General features: G+C 67.3%; 11 protein-coding genes. 8 read left to right on the forward strand and 3 right to left on the reverse strand.

Annotation, left to right across the window (positions count from 1 at the left end; genetic code table 11):
• Positions 1-11 precede the first annotated feature (11 nt).
• From IG178_RS07570 to IG178_RS07585, 4 genes are all read left to right on the forward strand, one after another.
• Positions 12-1,970, forward strand: a complete 1,959-nt coding sequence (locus IG178_RS07570; RefSeq protein ID WP_226895104.1) for a LamG-like jellyroll fold domain-containing protein — start codon at positions 12-14, stop codon at positions 1,968-1,970.
• Between the two features lie 206 nt (positions 1,971-2,176).
• Positions 2,177-5,797, forward strand: a complete 3,621-nt coding sequence (locus IG178_RS07575; protein WP_193211929.1) for a hypothetical protein — start codon at positions 2,177-2,179, stop codon at positions 5,795-5,797.
• Between the two features lie 63 nt (positions 5,798-5,860).
• Entirely contained in the window at positions 5,861-8,182 is a 2,322-nt protein-coding gene (locus IG178_RS07580; protein ID WP_193211930.1) for a DUF1592 domain-containing protein, read from the forward strand.
• On the forward strand, positions 8,179-9,492 hold the full coding sequence (locus IG178_RS07585; RefSeq protein WP_193211931.1) for a DUF1552 domain-containing protein: 1,314 nt from the start codon (positions 8,179-8,181) through the stop codon (positions 9,490-9,492). Before IG178_RS07580 ends, IG178_RS07585 begins: the two co-directional genes overlap by 4 nt.
• Before the next feature lie 12 nt (positions 9,493-9,504).
• Here IG178_RS07585 and IG178_RS07590 read toward each other — a convergent pair whose 3' ends face one another.
• Positions 9,505-10,866, reverse strand: a complete 1,362-nt coding sequence (locus tag IG178_RS07590; RefSeq protein WP_193211932.1) for a FecR domain-containing protein — start codon at positions 10,864-10,866, stop codon at positions 9,505-9,507.
• A 5-nt stretch (positions 10,867-10,871) separates the two neighbouring features.
• The gene (locus tag IG178_RS07595) at positions 10,872-11,411 is read right to left on the reverse strand and encodes a sigma-70 family RNA polymerase sigma factor (protein WP_193211933.1); all 540 of its coding nucleotides are present in this window, start codon (positions 11,409-11,411) and stop codon (positions 10,872-10,874) included.
• 214 nt (positions 11,412-11,625) lie between these two features.
• On the opposite strand from IG178_RS07595, the gene IG178_RS07600 reads away from it, so the two are divergent.
• The gene (locus IG178_RS07600; RefSeq protein ID WP_193211934.1) at positions 11,626-13,047 is read left to right on the forward strand and encodes a sulfatase-like hydrolase/transferase; all 1,422 of its coding nucleotides are present in this window, start codon (positions 11,626-11,628) and stop codon (positions 13,045-13,047) included.
• Between the two features lie 56 nt (positions 13,048-13,103).
• Here IG178_RS07600 and IG178_RS07605 read toward each other — a convergent pair whose 3' ends face one another.
• Positions 13,104-13,379, reverse strand: a complete 276-nt coding sequence (locus tag IG178_RS07605; protein WP_193211935.1) for an EF-hand domain-containing protein — start codon at positions 13,377-13,379, stop codon at positions 13,104-13,106.
• Positions 13,380-13,680: 301 nt separating this feature from the next.
• Here IG178_RS07605 and IG178_RS07610 point away from each other — a divergent pair, with 301 nt between their 5' ends.
• The 3 genes from IG178_RS07610 (at position 13,681) to IG178_RS07620 (ending at position 18,495) form a co-directional block, all read left to right on the forward strand.
• Positions 13,681-16,095: a hypothetical protein gene (locus IG178_RS07610; RefSeq protein WP_193211936.1), complete on the forward strand. Its 2,415-nt coding sequence runs from the start codon at positions 13,681-13,683 to the stop codon at positions 16,093-16,095.
• 145 nt (positions 16,096-16,240) lie between these two features.
• Complete coding sequence (locus IG178_RS07615; RefSeq protein ID WP_193211937.1) at positions 16,241-18,298, forward strand: sulfatase-like hydrolase/transferase; 2,058 nt, start codon at positions 16,241-16,243, stop codon at positions 18,296-18,298.
• On the forward strand, positions 18,295-18,495 hold the full coding sequence (locus IG178_RS07620) for a sulfatase-like hydrolase/transferase (protein ID WP_193211938.1): 201 nt from the start codon (positions 18,295-18,297) through the stop codon (positions 18,493-18,495). Before IG178_RS07615 ends, IG178_RS07620 begins: the two co-directional genes overlap by 4 nt.
• Positions 18,496-18,498 lie beyond the last annotated feature (3 nt).

Raw genomic sequence — 18,498 nt, forward strand, 5'->3', positions numbered from 1 at the left:
CCCCGACCTGCATGAAATCCATCTTCCAACGCACCCTTCTCCTCGCCGCCCTGTTGCCGCTGGCCGTCTCCGGCCAGGCTCCGGAAGTCCACACCGACCGCGAAAGCCCGCAGCTGCTGCCCTTGCCGAAGAGCGAGGACGCATTCCACTTCATCATCTACGGCGACCGCACCGGTGGTCCGCCGGAGGGCGTGAAAGTCCTCGCCCAGGCCGTGAAGGACACCAACCTCCTCGATCCCGACCTGGTGATGACCGTCGGCGACCTGATCCAGGGCTACAACGGCGCCGCGCAGTGGCAGGAGCAGATGACCGAGTATCGCGGCATCATGAACGACCTGCGCATGCCGTGGTTCCCGGTGGCCGGCAACCATGACATCTACTGGCGCGGCAACGACCGCCCGGCCCTCGAACACGAGGAGGCTTACGAAAAGCACTTCGGCCCGCTGTGGTACTGGTTCGAGCACAAGGACTGCGGCTTCCTGGTTCTGTTCTCCGACGAAGGCGACCTCAAGGACCCGGCCAAGCCGCGCGACTTCGGCAATCCGGATCACCAGAAGTTCAGCGAAGCGCAGCTCGTCTGGTTGCAGAAGTCGCTCGAGGCGATGAAGCCGCTGAAGCACGTCTTCATTTTCATGCACCACCCGCGCTGGGCCTCCGACATCTATCCCGGCAACAACTGGGACAAGGTCCACCAGCTGCTGGTCGCCAACGGCAACGTCAGCGCCTGCTTCGCCGGCCACATCCACCGCCTGCGCTACGACGGCATCAAGGACGGCATCGAATACTTCGCCCTCGCCGCGACCGGCGGCCACATTCCCGGCGAGTATCCGCGGCTCGGCTACCTGCATCATTTCAACGTCGTCACCGTGCGCCCCGACGGGATCAAGGTCGCCGCGTTGCCGGTCGGCAGCGCCCTCGACCCGAAGCTCTTCACCCCCGACCGCCACAAGGACCTCGACCTCGCGCGGTCGGTCACCCCGCGGGCGGTCTCGGGTCCGGTCCCGCTCGGCCCGGACGGCAAGGCCTCGGTGATCCACGAGCTCAAGCTCACCAACCCCTGCAGCCGACCGCTCGAGTTCACCGTCGCGGTGGCCAAGCCGAACGGCTGGCAGATCACGCCGGACCACCAGCACGTCCTGCTCAAGCCAGGCGCGGAGCAGTCGCTGTCGTTCTCCGTCACCCGCACCACCGCCGGTTTCGGCGCGGACCTGCGGGCCCCGGTGCTGGCGTTGGAAACCGACTACCTCGAGGAAGGTGCCCGCACCACCCTGCCGGAACGCCGCCTGCCGGTGGCCGTTTCGTTCGGCGAACTGCCCGAGGAAGTCTTCGCCCCGGTTCGCCACCCCGCCGCGCTCCACATCACCGACCGGACCTCCGGGGTGAAAGTCGAGTCGTCGAGCTTCGACCTGCCCGACGGTCCCTTCACCCTCGAGACCTGGGCGCGCGCCGACAAGATCCACGACAAGACCGCCGGCATCGTCGCCAAGACCGAAGGCTCGGAGTTCGGGTTCCACGCCAACGACGGCAAGGTCACCTTCCTCGTCCACCTCGGTGACCGCTACGTCAGCGTGCAGTCGGAACAGGCCCTTCAGCCCGGTGTCTGGACCCATCTCGCCGGCGTCTACGACGGCCAGGCGGTGAAGCTTTATCTCGACGGCAAGCTCGCCGGATCGACCCCCGGCTCCGGCTTGCGCCAGCGCAACGACCTGCCGCTCTACCTCGGCGCCGACCCGAACAAGCAAGGTCTCCCGAGCCGGGCTTTCACCGGTTGGATCGACGAGGTCCGCCTCAGCCGCGGCGCGGTCTATCAGGCGGACTTCAGCCCCGCCCGCCGCCTCGATCCCGGCCCCGACACGGTGCTGCTCTTCCACGCCGACCGCCTCGTCGGCGGACAGATCCCCGACCGCTCGGCCTCGCACGCCCACGGCATCGCCGTCGGCAATGTCGCGCTCGGCAACGCGCCGGACTGACCGGCCGCCGCCCCCGTCCCACCTCCAACCGGATCACCGTCCCGTCACGGTGATCCGGCAGGGATCGTCGTTGCCCGGACCCGCGTCCCGATCCGCCGTTGTGTGACAGATTGCACACCCGTCCCGCTGCCCGCCGGGCACGGAACCGTGACAATCCGAACCTTCAATCCCCATGACTTTCCGGTAACTCTTATCGCCTGAAAAAGATGCTGACCACTCACTTCAAACGCACCCCGGACGAGTCCGGGTTCGCCTTGGTGGCGACACTGATCATCGTTCCCCTGCTGGTCCTGCTGGCCGTCTCACTACTAGGAATCTCGTCGATCGAACTGCGCAAGTCCTCGACCCAGCTCGCCCGTCTCGAAGCCCGCGCCAACGCCCGCATGGCACTGGAGATCGCCATCGGCGAGTTGCAGGCGAACCTTGGCCCCGACCAGCGCACCAGCAGCGATTCGCGGATCCTCGACGGCAGCCCCGCCGGCGTGTCCTCCTCCCTCACTCAACCTCACTGGGTCAATGTCTGGCGGACCACCGAGGAAGACGGCACGCCCTTCATCACCCGCGACGCCGAGGACGGCGGCCTCCGCGACTCGCGCGCATCCGGCGGCTGGGACGCGGCCTCGGATCGGATCGCGACCCTGGTCAGCGGCAACGAGGACGAGTTCCGCTTCCGTGACGGTCCCGACCCCGCACTGCCGGCCGAAGAGGAGATGATCGAACTGGTCGGCAAGGGCAGTGTCGGCGAAACCGATGACCGCGACCGGGTCAGCGCCCCACGGGTCGACCTGATGGAGGGCGAGGTCCAGCGCGGCTCCTATGCCTGGTGGGTCGGCGACCTCGGGATCAAGGCCAACGTCGCCGTTCCCGACGCCTCGAAGGAGTCGTCCGGCGGACTCGCCGGCCTGCGCTCGACATTGCTATCCCAGGATGCCTCCCTGACCGCGGTCGACGGCCAGCCCGACCTGGAGAACGACGTGCGCGCCAAGCTCGCCAGCCAGGCCCAGCTCTCGCTCGCCGCCAACGACAGCGAACTCGCGCGGCGGACCTTCCACGATTTCACCACCGACTCGCTCGGCCTGCTGACCGACGTCCGCGAGGGCGGCCTGAAGAAGGACCTGAGCGCCTACCTCGCCAGCGACGGCAACATCCCGGACCTCGGCAGCGGGGATTCGCAGCTGGTCGGGCTCAGCGACGGCGACCGCCTCGTCGGCCCGCGCAACACACGCGCCGACGCCCGTTCCGCTTCCCCCGGCCAGGCGGCCCGCTTCGACGAGGTCTCGCCCGGCTTCGGATTGCTGCGAGACTGGGCGAAGCGCGCCGAGGATGCCGGCTACGGCGCCTACCGGACCGCCATCGACCCGGCAGGCATCTCCGGCAAGTCGACCAACGGCCGCAACCGCGCGCCGGTCGAGTTCCGCAACCGCTCGAAAACCGACATCACCCCGGTGCTGGTCGAGGGATCGATCTACTACAACCTCAGTTACTACAAGCTGGCGAAGCCGGACCCGCGCAACCCCTACGGCATGCGCCTCCACCTCTACCCGCGGGTGGCGATGTGGAACCCCTACAACTTCGACCTGAACGTCGGCAGCTCGATGATCTTCATCCAGCTCAACGGCAAGAAGATGGTCGAGGTGAGCATGGCAGGCAACCGCACCCAGGCCTACCGGATGTACTGGGGACTGAGCGGCGGCGCGACCGGCGGCTCCCAGCAGGGCAGCCTCTTCTTCAAGCTCGAGGGCGCGACCCTCGGCCCCGGCGAGACCCTGGTGTGGTCGCCGCGCGACAACAGCCCCTACAACGAGACGGTCTTCTCCGCCAACGTGCTGTCCCCGTCCGTCGCGCCGAGCCCGGGCCGCAGCTTCTACCAGGACTCCCGTAGCGACGGCTACCCGCTGTTCCAGGTGCAGCAGTCCTTCCCGCCGAAGCCCGGCCTGATCAGCGACCGCCTGCCGGCGATCCCGGTCGAATGGCGGGAATTCGTCCCGCCGCGGCCCGGCGGCAACGTCCAGAGCGGCGGCTACACCCAGGCCGACGACTACGTGATGCTCTGGAAGCCGCTCAGCGGGAGTTCCGGCGCGATCGACCTCGCCGCCTTCGGCGAGCTGCCGCAGGGCCGCTTCGTTTCCTGCGCCTACCAGTATGGGGACGAGGACGAGATGCCGGTCGAATGGAACGTCGCCAATCCGGTTCCTTTCCTGCAGTCGTCGCTCGAGGAACCGGCGGTCTCGATGCCGCCCGACCGCCGCACCCGCGACGGCTTCCGGCTGCGCTGGTTCGACGAACCGGCCTCGAACCGGATCGGCTCCGGGAGCCTCGCCGGCACCGCCCACCTCGAGTCCGCCCCGGTGGCCAACTGGAACATGCGCGCTTCCTATTCCTTCCGCAGTCCCTTCGAGAACGTCACCGATGTCTCGCCCAACTTCTTCGGCATCTACACCCGCGATCTCTTCGACGCGGCGGTCGACTGGAGCGCGATCAATCCCCGCTACGAGCACGGGGTTTACCGGGGCGACCCCTTCGACCAGCCGGTCCGCTTCACCTCCCCCCGGGTGCTGTTCGACATCCCCCGTACCGGGGCGGAAATCTCGTCGCTCGGGGCCTTCCAGCACGTCAGCTTCTCCGAGTTCATCTGGCATCCGACCTACGCCCTCGGCAACTCGCTGGCCGACCCGCGCATCGAGTTGACCCGCACCGAGCCCAACCGCGGCCGCAAGATCAACAGCGACAAGGGCGGCTGGAACCAAGATAGCATCGGCTACGCCCTCGACGGCCGCTCCGACCCCAACGGCAACAATGCCACCACCCGGGAAGACAACTGGTCGTGGCACGCGCGCGCCCTGCTGCAGCACGTCGCGCTCGACCAGAGCCTCATCTACGACCTCAGCTACGAGCTCAACCACTCGCTGTGGGACGAGTTCTTCCTGTCCAGCGGCAAGCCCTCGGACAAGGCCTCGTTCCTCCTCGACCCCGCCGCCAATCCCCTCCCCAACGGCCGCATGCGCCTCTACCCGGGCCAGGGTGGCGATGAGGAAGACCTGCTCGATCTCCACCGCGCCGCCTCGAAACTGGCGGTGGAGGGCGCCTTCAACGTCAACTCGACCAGCGCCACCGCCTGGGAGGCGATGCTGCTCTCCAGCATCGGCGCCCAGTATGGCGACGGCACCATCACCTTCCCCCGCATCCCGGGAATCAAGGGCGGGCCCTGGGACGGCACCGACGTCCGCAGCGACGACGCCTGGTCGGGCCAGCGCACCTTCACCCGCGACGAGATCCGCCGGCTCGCGGAAGAGATCATCACCGAGGTGAAAGCCCGCGGGCCGTTCCTGTCGCTGGCCGATTTCGTCAACCGCCGCCTCAGCGACGACGAGTCCGGCCGCAAGGGCGCGCTGCAGGCGGCGATCGACCGCGCCGGGCTCAACGCCCGCTTCGACGCCGAGTGGCCGCTCGACAATTCCACCTCGCTGCCCGACTTCAACCACATCGACCACATCCAGGACCCGACCCGGATCGAGCAGCGCCACAAGCCGTCCACCACCGCCTGGGGCGCGCCCGGCTTCCTGACCCAGGCCGACGTGCTGCAATTCCTCGGCCCGGCCCTGTCCGCGCGTTCCGACACCTTCGTGGTCCGCGCTTACGGCAGCTCGACCGATGGCGATGGCAAGGTGCGGGCCAAGGCCTGGTGCGAGGCGGTGGTGCAACGTTCACCGGTCCCGCTGGCGGCCGACGACCTGGGCTTGAACCCGGAAAAAGACGGCACCATCCCGGACATGGGCCGGCGTTTCGAGATCCAGCGCTTCCGCTGGCTCTCCCCCGACGAGGTCTGAGCGCGGAGAAGTTTTGGCAACCCGTTGAAGGACCCGGGATACGGCCGCGTATTCTCCGGGTCCATGCAACGGTTCTTCCATCCGCTTCTCCTCCTCGGCCTGTCGGGCATCCTGCCCGCCCAGGACGCGCCGGCGACGGGTGACGCGATCTATGCGCAGCACTGCGCGAGTTGCCACGGCGACAACGGCGAGGGCAATCCGGATGAATGCGAGGACCCGCTCTACGGCGACCGCTCGCTGGTTTCGCTGACGAAGTACATCCACAAGCGGATGCCCGAGGACGAACCGGAACTCGTCGAGGACGACGACGCCCGCAAGGTGGCGGAATACATTTACGGCAAGTTCTACTCGGCCGAAGCGCGGGCCAAGACGATGCCGCCGCCGGAAGCGGCCTTTGCCCGGCTGACCAACCGCCAGTTCCGCGAGTCGGCGGCGGACCTGCTCGGCAGCTTCGGCGAATCCAAGCCGCCGGGCGAGGGCCGCGGATTGCGCGCGCATTATTTCGACTCCGACGGGATGAACAAGAAAGCCCGCCACGCCCTCGACCGCGAGGACCGCGAGCTCAGCTTCGACTTCGGCGAGGGACCGCCGGCCGAGGGCATGAAAGCGGACCAGTTCTCGATCGCCTGGGACGGCTCGCTGCTAGCGCCGGCGACGGGTTGGTACGAATTCAAGCTGACCACCCCCAACGGCGCCCGGGTCTATCTCAACGGCGACCGCCAGGAAGGCGACGGCAACCGCCGCGACGACAGCAGCGCGAAAAGCCAGGACACCTTGATCGATGCCTGGGTCAGCTCGGGAGCCGAGCCGCGCGAATCGACCGCCCGGGTCTTCCTGCTCGGTGGCCGCGCCTACCCGTTCCGGCTCGACTATTTCAAATACATGGAGCCGCGCGGCGGCGTGAAGCTCGAGTGGAAGCAACCGCACGGCGAGTGGTCCGTGCTCGCCGCCCCGTATCTTTCGCCGGCCGATGCCACGGCGGTTGCGGTGGTGGAAACCGCCTTCCCCGCCGACGATGCCAGCGAAGGCTACGAGCGCGGCACCGGGATCTCCAAGGAATGGCATGAGGCCACCACCACCGCGGCGATCGAGGTCGCCAACCAGGTGGTGTCCCGGCTCCGGCGCCTGAGCGGCGTGAACGACGACGCCCCCGACCGCATCGAGCGGCTCAAGGGTTTCCTCCACACCTTCGCCGAACGCGCCTTCCGCCGCCCGCTCGATGACGCCCAGCGGCAGCTCTACATCGAGCGCCACTTCGCCGGCGGGCTCGCGCCCGAGGAAGCGGTGAAGCGGTCGGTGATCCTGATCCTGAAATCGCCGCGCTTCCTCTATCCGGAACTCGGCGCCGAAAAGGACGACTTCACCGTGGCCACGCGGCTGGCGCTCGGGCTGTGGGACTCGCTGCCCGACCAAGCTCTCTTCGACGCCGCCAAGACCGGCCAGCTCAAGACCGCGGAGCAGGTCAAGGCGCAGGCTCAGAGGATGGCCGGCGACCCGCGGGCAAGGGCGAAGCTGAACGAGTTCTTCCAGCGCTGGCTGAAGATGGACGTCGAGGGAGACTTGCGGAAAGACCCGGAGGAGTTCCCTGATTTCAACGCGGCCCTGGTCGCCGACCTGCGGCGCTCGCTCGAGCTTTTCGTCGAGCGCGTGGTGTGGAGCGAAAAGTCGGATTACCGTGAGTTGATCGAGGCCGACTACCTGCTTTTCAACGAGCGCCTCGCCAAGTTCTACGGCGTGCCGGTGCCGGAAGGCGGCGGCTTCCAGCCGGTGAAGTTCGACCCCGCCCAGCGCGCCGGGGTACTGACCCATCCCTACCTGCTCGCCCGGCTTTCCCACCCCGACGTCACCTCGCCGATTCACCGCGGCGTCTTCATCACCCGCAACGTGCTCGGCGGCATTCTCAAGCCACCGCCGGAAGCCATCGCCTTCGAGAACCACAAGTTCGATCCGAAGATGACCGTCCGCGAGAAGGTCGCGGAGATGACTCGCAACGCCAATTGCATGACCTGCCACGAGACCATCAACCCGCTCGGCTTCTCGCTGGAAAACTTCGACCCGGTCGGCCGCTTCCGCACCACCGAGGATGGCAAGCCGATCAATCCGGTGTCCGACTACCTGACCACCGAAGGCGAGCTGCTGCGCCTCAACGGCCCCCGCGACGTGGCCAACCATGCAGTCAACTCGGCCGTGGCAAGGCAGGGCTTCATCCGCCAGCTCCTGCAGTTTTCCCTCAAGCAGAATCCCGCCGTTTATGGACCCGGCACGGTCCGCCGGCTCGATGACACCTTCACCGCCTCCGGCGACAATGTCCGGAACCTTCTCGTCGAAATCAATGCGCTCGCCGCCGTCCACGGCGTCCCGGGCCCCGACCAAGCCAGCCGATGAACACCTCCAGCCGCCGCCACTTCCTCCGCCAGCTCGGCCTCTCCGCCGCCGCCCTGCCCTTCCTGCCCGCGCTGCCGTCGCTCGCGCAAGGCAACGCCGGCACCAAACCGCAGCGGATCATTTTCATGTTCACGCCGAACGGCACGATCCCGCCGGAATTCTGGCCGGACCAGACCGGGCCGGATTTCCAGCTCAAGCGGATCCTCGCCCCGCTCGAACCCTTCAAGAACCGGCTGATGACCCTCAAGGGGGTTTGCAACAAGATCCGCGGCGACGGCGACGGCCACATGCGCGGGATGAGCTGCCTGCTCACCGCCGACGAACTCCTGCCCGGCAACATCCAGGGCGGCAGCGACAAGCCGGCCGGCTGGGCGAGCCACATATCCATCGACCAGGAGATCAAGAACTTCCTCCAGGCCCGGCCGGAGACCGCGACCCGCTTCGGCTCGATCGAGCTCGGCGTCGCGGTTCCCAACCGCGCCGACCCGTGGACCCGCGAATCCTATGCCGGACCGAACCAGCCGGTCACCCCGAACAGCGATCCCTACTCGCTCTTCGACAAGCTCTACGGCAGCATGAAGGACCGCGAGAACCTCGGCAGCGTGCTCGACGAGGTGCGCGACGACCTGAAGACGATTGCAGCCAAGGTCGACCCGCGCGAGCGCGAGCTGCTGGACCAGCACGCGACCTTCGTCCGCGACATGGAACGGGACCTCCAGAGCCCCGCCACCGAGAACCTCATCTTCCCGCCGCCGGCGCTGGAACAGGGCGTGGCGCTCGACAACGACGGCATCCCGAAGATCTGCAAAATGCAGACCGACCTTCTCGTCAGCGCCTTCGCCAACGGCATGGCCCGCGTCGCCTCGCTGCAGTTCACCCGCAGCGTCGGCCAGGCCCGGATGCGCTGGCTGGGCATCAACGACGACCACCATCACCTCTCCCACGAGCCCGACGACAACGCCGAAGCGCAGGAGAAACTGGTGAAGATCAACACCTGGCTCTGCGAGCAGCTCGCCGACCTCGCCCGCAAGCTCGACGCCATCCCCGAGCCCGGCGGTTCGGGCAGCATGCTCGACCACACCACCATCGTCTGGACCAACGAGCTGGGCAAAGGCAACAGCCACACCCTCGATAACATCCCCTTCGTCCTGCTCGGCGGCGGGCTCGGCTTCAAGACCGGCCAGGCGATGCAATTCGACAACGTGCCGCACAACCGGCTGTGGCTGTCGGTCGCCCACGCCTTCGGCCACCACATCCCGCTCTTCGGCAAGCCGGAGTTCTGCGAAGGCGGCGCGCTCGCGCTCGGCTGACAATCCGCGGGCTCAGTTGTCGGCGGTGATCGCGCGGATCTCGTCGACCGACTCGCCGGCAAAGAACAACACCGAGACCGTCCGGCGGTTCTTGGAAAGCCTGACCCGGTCGGAGGGCCGCGGCCGCTGCTCGCTTTCAAGGCCACGCGTCCTCGGTTCGACGGCGCTGGACGGCGGCAAGGGCGCCTTCGACAGCAAGGTGTCGGTGCGGTTGAGCTTCTGGCTCGAGGTGATGATCGCGAGCACCGGCCGGTCGAAGGTCACCGTGCCCTGGATGCGCTTGAGCTTCCGTTTGCCCGGAACGGCAACCGGGTTGTAGCGCAGGAGGTAGCTGCGGACCTTGCGCTTGCGCTTCGGTTCGAGCCGCTGCGAGCCGACGATCGCCTCGCCCTCGTAGACGCCGGGAGCGGTGATGTCGCAGCGGATCGGTCCGCGCGGGATGAAGTCGCGACGTTCGGGGATCACCAGGATGTGATCGTCGTTCTCCATCAGCGCGAGCTCCTCGGGCGTCCCCGGCGGGGCGGGGATCACCTCGCCGCGGGTCGAGCGGATCCCCGAGGCCACCGGCCAGGTGAGATGGAAGGGCTTCGGCTCGTAGGCGAGTTCGCTGAATCCCTGCTGGCGGACAGCCCGCAGCGCGGCGCCCTTCTTCAAGGTCCTCTTCTCGCCGTCCCGGACGATCTCGACCTGGCCGTCGAGGACCACGAAGTCGGCGGTCCCGTTCTTGTCCGCGGACACCCCGAACGAGGTGCCGAGGTCGGTGAGCGTCGCCGACACCGTGGTCACCTGGAAACCGTGCGCGGATTCGGGGCACCACGCGTTGAGCCGTCCGTGGTCGAGGATGATCTCGTCCGCCGAGGAGACCGTGAGTGCCGCCGGCGCCTCCACGGCGACCACCGCGCCATTGCCGAATTCGAGGCGCGAGATCCCTTCCGAAAGTTCGAAGCGGTCGCTGGCCCGCACCTTTTTCCCCTCCTCGCTGCCCGCGGTGTAGAGGGTGGCCACGCCGGCATCGCCCCTGACCAGCAAGCCGGCGAAAGTGCCGAGCAGGGCGATCGCCGCGGCCATCGCCAGTGCCATCCGCCGCCGCCGGGTGAAGCGGATGCTGGTCATCACGCGGCCGGTGAACTCGTCGGCGGATTCTCCGGCGACGCATCCCAGATGGGGCAGCACCGTGCGCACGAAATTCTCGTCGCTCCGCTCGGGCCGCAGCCGGGCGAGCGCTCCCGACACCCGCAGCTGCCGCCGCAGTTCCTCGCGCACCCGCGGGTCGGCCCCGAGGATCGCCATCAGCTCCTCGCGCTCGTCCTCCGCCAGGTCGCCGTCGAGGTAGACGGCAACCAGCTCATCGAAGCGTGGATCGGGCTCGCTCATCGGGATCATTGGAAGGAATGGACGCTCTTCGCCGCGAGGCATCCGGCGAGGGTTTTCCTGGCGAGGAACAAGGCCTTGCGCACCGCGGCCGGGCTCATCGACATCTCCTCGCCGATGTCGCCGGCGCGCTTGTCGTGGTAGTAGCGGGCATCGACGATTTGCCGTACATGCCGTGGCAGTTTCCCGAGACACTCGCGGAGGGCATCGTGGCGGATCTCGCGATCCTCGATCACCCCCGGGGCGGGGTCCGAGCTTTCGGTCTCGATCAGCAGGCCGCTGACCTTCTCGTCCAGCAGCCGCTGGCGCCGGCCAGACTTGGTCAATTCGTTCATCACCAGGTTGCGGGCGATCTTGCGCAGCCACATCCCCGCGTTCTCGGGATCGTCGAGCTCGTCCCACTTGCGGTGCGCCACCAGGAACGCCTCCTGGGCGAGATCGTCGACCCAGGCCTGGTTCACGCCCAGCGCCCGGATGAAATAGCGCAGGCCGGAGTGATGGTTCCGGACCACCTTCTCGATCTGCCGGTCTTTTTCGTTGCGGGTCATGCGCTTGCGGGAGGTGACGACCCTACCCGTGGATTCATTTTGCGAAAGTCCGGTGCGTTCCGACATTCCCCGGATTCCCACGCCTCCGGAGGGCCCGATGACCGACTTTCCCGCAGAAATCCGCAAACACTTCCCGGACTCGCCACATGCCTTGATATACTAGGCCGGCGCGCCACCGCGGCCCGCCGGCGACCGAACCCGATCCCGCCCTGCCATGAAAGCCACCATCCTTGCCTTCCTCGCCGCCTGCGCGCTGCCCCTCGCGGCCGCCCAGCGCCCGAACTTCATCATGGTCTTCATCGACGACATGGGCTGGGCCGACTTTTCCTGCTTCGGCAACAAGGAGGCCCAGACCCCGAACATCGACCGGCTGGCCGCGGAGGGGATCCGCTTCGAACAGTTCTACGTCAACTCCTCCATCTGTTCGCCGTCGCGCTGCGCCCTCACCACCGGCCAGTACCCGCAGCGCTGGAAAATCACCTCCTTCCTCAACAACCGCGCCGACAACGAGCGGCGCGGCATGGCCCAGTGGCTCGACCCCGCCGCCCCGACCCTCGCCCGCTTCCTCCAGGACGGCGGCTACGCCACCGGCCACTTCGGCAAGTGGCATCTGGGCGGCCAGCGCGACGTCGCGGAGGCCCCGCCGATCACCCGCTACGGCTTCGACACCAGCCTCACCAACTTCGAGGGGATGGGGGCCAAGCTGCTGCCGCTGGCCATCGCCCCGGGCGACGCCAAGCCGCACAGGATCTGGGCGGACGCGGTCCGGCTGGGCGAACCGGTCACCTGGATGAAGCGCTCGGAAATCACCACCGGCTTCATCGACGCCGCCCTGCCCTTCATCGACAAGGCGGTCGCGGACAAGAAGCCGTTCTACGTCAACCTGTGGCCCGATGACGTCCATTCGCCATTCTGGCCGCCGGTCGACAAATGGGCCAACGGCAAGCGCGGACTCTACCTGTCGGTCCTGCGGGAGATGGACCTCCAGTTCGGCAAGCTCTTCGACCACGTCCGCAATTCCCCTGAACTGCGCGACAACACGGTCATCCTGATCTGTTCCGACAACGGCCCCGAGCCGGGTGCCGGGTCCGCCGGCAAGCTGCGCGGCCACAAGGGATCCTTATATGAGGGCGGCATCCGCTCGCCGCTGATCGTCTGGGCCCCGCGGCTGATCGCGGATGGCAGCGCAGGCAGCACCAACGACACCTCGGTCATGGCGGCCTTCGACCTTCCGCCCTCGCTGTTGAAAATGGCGGGCATCACCGCTCCCGCCGGCGTGAAGTTCGACGGCGAGGACCACTCGGCCGCGTTGCTCGGCAAGGAAGCCACGGTCCGCACCTCACCGGTCTTCTGGCGCCGCCCGCCGGACCGCAAGCTCGTCGGTGAGCCGGCCAAGCGCCAGCCTGACCTCGCGGTGCGCGACGGGAACTGGAAGCTGCTCTGCAACTACAACGGCAGCCGGCCGCAGCTCTTCGACCTGGCGGCCGATGCCCCGGAGTCCAAGGACGTCGCGGCCGGACATCCGGAGGTCGTGAAGCGGCTCGCCGCGGCCGTCACCGCCTGGCACCGCTCGATGCCCGCCGACAAGGGGCCCCAACTCGGGAAGCCGAAGGACAAGGCGAAACGCGGCGGCTGACGCCGCGTGGCGCGGAGCCGGCGGGATGAACCCGGCCGCTCCGCGTGAAGCAGCCGTCAGGGCTTCTTCTTTTTCTGCGGGGCGGCCTTGAACTCGGCGGGCGAAAGCTTGCCGTCGCTGTCCTTGTCCTTCTTCGCGAAGGCCTTCCCGGCGCGCTCGGCATTCTTCGCGCCCTTGGTGAACTCTTCCTTCGAAAGGAAGCCGTCCTTGTCGGCATCTTTCTTTTTGAAGATCTTCTCCGGGTTGGGCTTCTTCTTGGCACCGTCGCCCTCCGCCGCGTGGAGAGGGAGCACAAAGGCGGCGAGCATCAGGGCCATCAGGCTGGCTTTCATATTCGGATCGTTCGTTGGTTGTTAGGTTCCGCGGGATGCGGGAAGCTGCGATCCGCCGCCGTGGGCGCGGCAATAATCACACATTCAACCCCGTGATTTCGCGACCCGGGGAAATGTTCCTGCACGGATGCTTTTGACGTGCTGCCGGACGACCCGAATGTCGTCGGCGAGGACTGCGTGCGATTTGAAGTGTTACTTCCAATCGTCGACCACACTTCCCTTTCCGAACGCGGGCATCGTCGCCTCGTTGAAAACCACGACCCCGCCACCGCGGATGCGCCGTGAATTTCCACCCAGCTACATGAGTTCCAAGATCCATTTCCCGACCCTGTTCGCGCTCGTCCTGTCGCCGGCGCTCGGCGCCCCGCTCGAGCTCTCCGGCATCTACCCCTCGCTGGCCATGTTCAACGAACAGAACGAATGCGGCACGGGGGCCGTCGTGCCGTGGGCAGACCGGCTCTGGGTCATCACCTACGCCCCCCACGAGCCGAACGGGAGCGACGACAAGCTTTACGAAATCACCCCTTCCCTCGACCAGATCATCCATCCCGAATCGATCGGCGGCACGCCGGCCAACCGGATGATCCACGACGAAAGCCGGCAGTTGTTCATCGGCCCCTATGTCATCGGAGCCGACCGCCGGGTCCGCGCGACGCCCTACCGCACGATGTTCGGCCGCCACACCGGGAACGCGCGCCACCTGACCGATCCCGCCGGCAAGATCGTCTTCGCGACGATGGAGGAAGGCATCTACGAAATGGACGTCAAAACCCTCGCGGTAAAGGAACTCTGGGGGGACGAGCAATCCAAGAACAGCCCGCGCAAGGCCAACCTGCCCGGCTACCATGGCAAGGGCTTCTACTCCGGCCAGGGCGTCTATGTTTACGCCAACAACGGCGAGCACGGGACGGCGGCACAGAAGCGCCCCGACGTGCCTTCCGGGGTCCTTGCCGAGTGGGACGGGAAGTCCGACGCCTGGACGATCGTCCGCCGCAACCAGTTCACCGAGGTCACCGGCCCCGGCGGCATCCACGGCAACCCGCACCCGGAGACCGACCCGATCTGGGCATCCGGCTGGGACTTCAAGTCGCTCCTCTTCGGCGTCCGCATGCCGGACCAGGGCTGGACCTTCTACCGCCTGCCCAAGGGCTCGCACTCCTATGACGGGGCCCACGGCTGGAACACCGAATGGCCGCGCATCCGGGACATCGGCGAGGACCAATTCCTGATGACCATGCACGGCACCTTCTGGAAGTTCCCGAAGACCTTCACCCCGCGATCTTCCACTGGCATCGAACCCCGCTCGAACTACCTCAAGGTGATCGGCGACTTCGCACGCTGGAACGACCGCCTGGTCATGGGCTGCGACGACACCGCGCGGAACGAGTTCCTCAACAAGCGCAAGGCCAAGGGCAAGATCACCGCGCCACAGTCGCAATCCAACCTCTGGTTCGTCGACCCCGGCCAACTCGATCACTTCGGCCCCGCCATCGGCCGCGGGGCCGTGTGGGTCGGCGAGAACGTCGCCGCCGGCACTCCCTCCGATCCTTTCCTGTTCAGCGGCTATGACCTGCGCTCGCTCCATCTGCGGGTCGACCCCGGAACACCCGCGACCGTGCGCATGGAGGTGGACGTCGAGGGCCATGGCCAATGGTCGACGCTCCGCGAGGTCGCCATCCCCGCCAGCGGCTACGCCTTCGTCGAGTTCGCCCCGGAGGAAAAAGGCGCCTGGATCCGGCTCGCTTCCACCACCGGACTCACCAACGCGTCCGCCGTTTTCACTTACCACGACCGCGACCCGCGCGACGAGACGGCCTCCGGCATCTTCGAGGGCCTTGCCGGATCCGGCGGCGAGCTGACCGGCGGCCTCGTTCATGCCCGCGACGGCAACAAGCGCAGCCTCGCCTTCGCCGCGGTCGACCAGGACGGCAAGGACATCGGTTGCTACGAGCTCGATGCCGACCTCAAGCTCACCCGCAGCGACGATCCCGGCCTGCACACCTTTTCGGAGGACCGCGCCACCCTGCCGACCGGCGTGCTGGCCGAGGATGCCGCCTCGATCATCTACACCGACGATCACGGCAAGCGCTGGCGCTTGCCGAAGGGCTCCCCCGCGATGAGCCGCCATCCCCTGGGCACCAGCCGGGTGGTCCGCGAGGTCGCCACCGAGCGGGACCTCTTCAACGCCCACGGCACCTTCTACGAGCTCCCCGCCGAGAATGCGGGCGGCTTCGCCAAGGTCCGCCCCGTCGCCACTCACAACCGCTTCGTCCACGACTTCTGTTCCTACCGGGGGCTGTTCATCGTCTCCGGCATCGCCACGAACGCCCCGCTCGACAACGCCCACATCATCCGCTCCAGCGACGGCAAGACCGCGCTCTGGGCCGGCGCCATCGACGACATCTGGCAACTCGGCAAGCCGGTCGGCCGCGGCGGCCCCTGGCAGGACAGCCCGGTGAAGGCCGGCATCCCCTCCGACCCCTACCTGATGACGGCCTATGACCGGAAGGAGCTCACCCTCGCCTCCCGGGAAGCCGTGAACATCACCGCCGAAATCGACCTGACCGGCGACGGCCGCTGGGCTCCCTACAAGAGCTTCGGACTCAAGCCCGGCGTCACTGTCACCCATGAGTTCCCCGACGCGTTCCATGCCTACTGGATCCGTTTCGTCGCCGACCAGGACACCACGGCCAGCGCCCAGCTCCGCTACCGCTGATTCTCGGTCGCGGGGGGTGAAAAGTTGTCAGAAAATCAAAAAACGTCGCTTTTCAGGGTAACAAAGTGACGGTGGACGTCATTATCTGTACGGCCGGTGCTCAATCGACGCCGCCCCCGTATCCGACCGTCCCCGAGACCCTGAAATGCGCCACCATCCCAGCCTTCTCCTCGCCGGCCTCCTTGCCGCCACCGGCATCCCGTCCCTCGTCGCCGCCGAGCGGCCGAACATTCTCTACATCCTCTGCGACGACCTCGGCTACGGCGACCTCGGGGTGACCTACCAGAACCAGCGCGCGGCGCAGAAGGACCGCGCCATTCCCTTTTTCACCACGCCGCGGATCGACACCCTCGCCCGTGACGGCGTGATGCTGGAGCAGCACTACTGCGGGGCTCCGGTCTGCGCCCCGTCGCGGGCGTCCTTTCTCACCGGGCTCACCCAGGGCCACGCGAACGTCCGCGACAACCAGTTCGACAAGGCGCTCGCGGACACCCTCACCGTCGGTTCGGTCCTCGGACAGGCCGGCTACGCCACCGCCGCCATCGGCAAATGGGGACTCCAGGGCGGCGCGGAAAAGGCCGACGGCCCGGCCCGGCCGTCGCAATGGCAGGCCTATCCGACCAAGCGGGGTTTCGGCTACTACTTCGGCTACGTCCGCCACCGCGACGGTCACTTCCACTATCCGAAAGAAGACGGCCGCGAGGTCTGGGAGAATGACCGCGAGGTTTCCAAGGACCTCGACCTCTGCTTCACCACCGATCTCTTCACCGCCCGCGCCAAGGCCTGGATCACCGATCACGCCCGCAAGGATCCGGACCAGCCCTTCTTCCTCTATCTCGCCTACGATACCCCCCACGCCGTCCTCCACAACCCGCCCTGTGCCTACCCCGAGGGCGGCGGTCTGAACGGCGGCCTGCAATGGCTCGGCAAGCCCCACGCGATGATCAACTCCGCCAACGGCACCAAGGACGGGTGGATGCATCCCGACTACGCCGCGGCGACCTGGGACCACGACCACAAGGCATCGACTCCCGAAAAACCCTGGCCGGAAGCCCAGAAGCGCTACGCCAACAATGTCCGCCGGATCGACGATGCGGTCGGCGATCTCCTCCAGTTGCTGGCCGATCTGAAAATCGACGACAACACCCTGGTCGTCTTCACCTCCGACAACGGCCCCTCGCAGGAGTCCTATCTGAAGGCGCCCTACAACCCGAACTTCTTCCGCGGCTTCGGTCCCTTCGACGGCATCAAGCGCGACACCCTTGAGGGCGGCATGCGCGAACCCACCCTGGTCCGCTGGCCGCGCGCCATTCCCGCGGGCAAGGTCGATCCGACCCCGTCCGGCCAATGGGACTGGCTCGCCACCTTCGCCGACGCCGCCGGGGTCCCGGTGCCGGCTGCCACCGACGGCGTGTCCTTGCTCCCCAGCCTCACCGGCAAGGGCCAGCGCCGGCCGGGCCTCCTCTACAGCGAGTATGCGGTGGGCGGTAGAACCCCCGACTACCCGGAGTTCGCCAAGCCCCATCGCAAGCGCAAGCGCGGCCAGATGCAGGTGGTCTTCGCCGACGGCTACAAGGGCCTCCGCTACAACGTGAAATCCGCGGACGACGACTTCGAGATCTTCGACCTCAAGAAGGACCCCAAGGAAACCCGCAACCTCGCCAAGAAGCCGGGCTTCGCCGCCTTGCAGGCCACCCTCAAGGCCCGGGCGCTGCAATCGCGGATGCCCGATTCCTCCGCCCCGCGACCCTACGACGAGGCCCTTGTGCCCGGCCTCGCGCAGGAGCCGAAATCCGCAGCCGGCCTGACCTGCGCCTGGCATGCCGGCGAGTTCCCGTGGCTGCCCGATTTCCGCACCCTCGAACCGGAAAAGCGCTCCACGGTGCCGGAACTTTCCCTTCCGGCCGGACTTCCCGTCACCCCCTTCGGACTGTCCTTCGAGGGCTATTTCCATGCCAAGGAGGACGGACCCTACACCTTCAGGACCCGCAGCGACGGCGAGACCATGCTCTTCGTCCACGACTGCCGGGTGATCCACGGCCGGGAAAACGGCAGCATCCGGCTCAAGGCCGGATGGCACCCGGTCCGGTTCCTCTACCGCCACTCCTCAGGCAGCCCCGCGCTCTCGATCACGGTCCAGCCGCCGCACGGCGAGCCCGTGGCCCTCGGCGGCGCTCTCGTTCGAACCCTTCCAAGCTCATGAACCCATCCGCCATCTTCCCAAGCCTCTGCCTCGCGGCCTCCCTCTCACTCGCCGCCGCGGCGAAGCATCCCAACATCGTGGTCATCTACGGCGATGACATCGGCTACGGCGACTTCGGTTGCTACGGTGCCACGGCCGTCGAAACCCCTCACATCGACCGGCTCGCCGCCGCCGGCCTGCGCTTCACCAACGGCTAAGCG

The organism is Neoluteolibacter marinus (assembly GCF_014904755.1).
GTDB classification, from domain to species: Bacteria; Verrucomicrobiota; Verrucomicrobiia; order Verrucomicrobiales; family Akkermansiaceae; genus Haloferula; species Haloferula marina.

Excerpts from the sequence above, each read along its gene's own strand:
- IG178_RS07600 (WP_193211934.1), top strand. The coding sequence starts at position 11,626 with ATGAAAGCCACCATCCTTGCCTTCCTCGCCGCCTGCGCGCTGCCCCTC.
- IG178_RS07615 (WP_193211937.1), top strand. The coding sequence starts at position 16,241 with ATGCGCCACCATCCCAGCCTTCTCCTCGCCGGCCTCCTTGCCGCCACC.
- IG178_RS07590 (WP_193211932.1), bottom strand. The coding sequence starts at position 10,866 with ATGAGCGAGCCCGATCCACGCTTCGATGAGCTGGTTGCCGTCTACCTC.
- IG178_RS07585 (WP_193211931.1), top strand. The coding sequence starts at position 8,179 with ATGAACACCTCCAGCCGCCGCCACTTCCTCCGCCAGCTCGGCCTCTCC.
- IG178_RS07570 (WP_226895104.1), top strand. The coding sequence starts at position 12 with ATGAAATCCATCTTCCAACGCACCCTTCTCCTCGCCGCCCTGTTGCCG.
- IG178_RS07620 (WP_193211938.1), top strand. The coding sequence starts at position 18,295 with ATGAACCCATCCGCCATCTTCCCAAGCCTCTGCCTCGCGGCCTCCCTC.
- IG178_RS07595 (WP_193211933.1), bottom strand. The coding sequence starts at position 11,411 with ATGACCCGCAACGAAAAAGACCGGCAGATCGAGAAGGTGGTCCGGAAC.
- IG178_RS07610 (WP_193211936.1), top strand. The coding sequence starts at position 13,681 with ATGAGTTCCAAGATCCATTTCCCGACCCTGTTCGCGCTCGTCCTGTCG.
- IG178_RS07575 (WP_193211929.1), top strand. The coding sequence starts at position 2,177 with ATGCTGACCACTCACTTCAAACGCACCCCGGACGAGTCCGGGTTCGCC.
- IG178_RS07605 (WP_193211935.1), bottom strand. The coding sequence starts at position 13,379 with ATGAAAGCCAGCCTGATGGCCCTGATGCTCGCCGCCTTTGTGCTCCCT.
- IG178_RS07580 (WP_193211930.1), top strand. The coding sequence starts at position 5,861 with ATGCAACGGTTCTTCCATCCGCTTCTCCTCCTCGGCCTGTCGGGCATC.